Source organism: Candidatus Eisenbacteria bacterium (assembly GCA_030017955.1).
GTDB lineage: Bacteria > Eisenbacteria > RBG-16-71-46 > JASEGR01 > JASEGR01 > JASEGR01.
In genome coordinates this window covers 1-1,886 of sequence record JASEGR010000201.1, presented here as the reverse complement: position 1 = coordinate 1,886, position 1,886 = coordinate 1, and the positions used below count along the sequence as shown (strand labels likewise).

At 54.2% G+C, this 1,886-nt stretch carries 2 protein-coding genes; both read right to left on the bottom strand.

Annotation, left to right across the window (positions count from 1 at the left end):
- Positions 1–328, bottom strand: a 328-nt coding sequence (locus tag QME66_13660) for an enoyl-CoA hydratase/isomerase family protein (protein MDI6809992.1), incomplete at its 3' end; no start/stop codon positions are given.
- Positions 329–454: 126 nt separating this feature from the next.
- The coding region (locus QME66_13655; GenBank protein MDI6809991.1) for a 4-hydroxyphenylacetate 3-hydroxylase N-terminal domain-containing protein at positions 455–1,886 on the bottom strand (1,432 nt) is incomplete at its 5' end.

The following is a 1,886-nucleotide window of genomic DNA, read 5'->3' as shown; positions in this document are numbered from 1 at the left end:
CAGGGCCGTTGATGGCGGCAATGATGGGTTTGGGGTACTGGATGAACGCCCTGGGGAAATCGAGCGATCCAAATTTAAATTTTCTTTTTTGATCCCCATCCTCTTTTTGCGCCTCTATAAATCGATTCAGATCGGCGCCTGCACAGAAACCCCGGCCCCGTCCGGTGAGAATCAGAACCCGAATGTCATCATCGTCTTCTGTTTCTTTAAGCGCATGGATCAGCTCATTCTTCATCGTCTCACTCAGGGCATTGAGCGCCTTGGGCCTGTTCAGATAAATCAAGGCAATCTCTTCCTCCCGGATCAGTTCAATCTCTTCGTATCGCATCCTTGTCTCCCTTTACCCCGTTAGAAGTAATACCCCGCCTGCGTGGCCTGAGCCACTCCCGCCGTGCTCGCGCACCGTCGCGGCAGGTCGGGAGTGGCTCAGGCCCGCTGGAATTTCTAACGGGGTTTATGGATTCGGCTTTCTGTCCTGAATCCCTGCCAACTTCTTCACCATCTTCTTTCTGGCCTCGATGTCATACTGCGTTGTAATTGCAATGGCCTCCATGACGGGAGACCCGCCCCCGTGATACGATCCCATCAGATGAATTCCTCCGCTGGCAGAGCAGAGGATATCGCCGATGTAGCGCCATAACTGGGCGGCATCTTCCGGGTGAATAGCAGGGTTGCGGGTGATGTATTTGTAGAGAAGGTCCCTGGTCTCAGGGTTTACAAAATCTTCCTCATAGGGGAAGGTGGCCGGAATACCGCCGGCGATGTCGCAAAGAATCTCTGCCTCACGATAGACCGCTTCGCCGGTCAAGCATCGCCCCACGTTGGCATAGATGGAATGAGGGATGTAACTTCCCGGGCCGAACGGGATAAATCCCACGCCGGGGACATAGAGCTCTGGTTTTCCCAATTCCGAAGCCGTAAATCCGGCCGCATAACCCAGCTCGGATACCCGTATGATCTCAGCCAATTTATCCCGAACGTGCGGCGCTTTTGTGATGCCATTATATTCTGCGGCCAATGCCACTGCCCCGAGCATTAGATCCCCCAGAGCCGGTTTACAGCCGGAGTAGCTATGGCGATGGAAGAGGGCAAACAGTAAGGCGCATGCTCCGCCATAAATTGTTTCTCCGCAGAGGAAGACTCGCTCCCACGGAATGAAGCAATTGTCAAAGATGACATAAGAGTCGGTATAGCCCGGAGTAAAACCCCTTTTGAAGTGTTGCCGATCCCGGAGGTTATGCACGGAGACCACCTGCTTCAGCCCTTCCCAGTCTGCGGGGACAGCAAAGGCCAGAGCCCAATCCTTCTCCTCCGGAAGAAGCGCGCGTGTGGGAACGACCAGAATCTCGTCAGCCACAGAAGCCTCCGAGATATGCAACTTGGAGCCCCGGACCACGATCCCATCGCTCTTCCTCTCCACCATACGGACATAAAGATCCGGGTCTTTCTGCTCGCTGGGCCGCTTCATCCGGTCGCCTTTGACGTCCGTCTGGGCGCAACAGCCGACCAGGTCTTCTTTCTGGAATCTCTCCAGCCATTTGACAAAGTTCTGATGGTATTGGGTGGCTCCTTTGTTCTGCTTGTCGGCCTCATAAGAAACGTTATAGATGGCGTTGGTCGCATCGATTCCCATGCACCGCTGAATGCAACCTCCGGCCACCTGACAGAGGAGCCGGGTCATATCCTGCTTCCTGTGCAGATCCTCCTTGCCCTGATGGATATGGCAGAATCGATTGATCTTCTCCCCGGTCAGATGAGACTTGGCCGTACACAGACCTTCATGTTTCGGATCGGCGGCATAATCGAGAGTCAACCCCATTGTGTTTATCGTCGGCATCTGGACCTCGTCATCCCGAGCGATCTTTTCGCCGTTCAAATAAATGTTG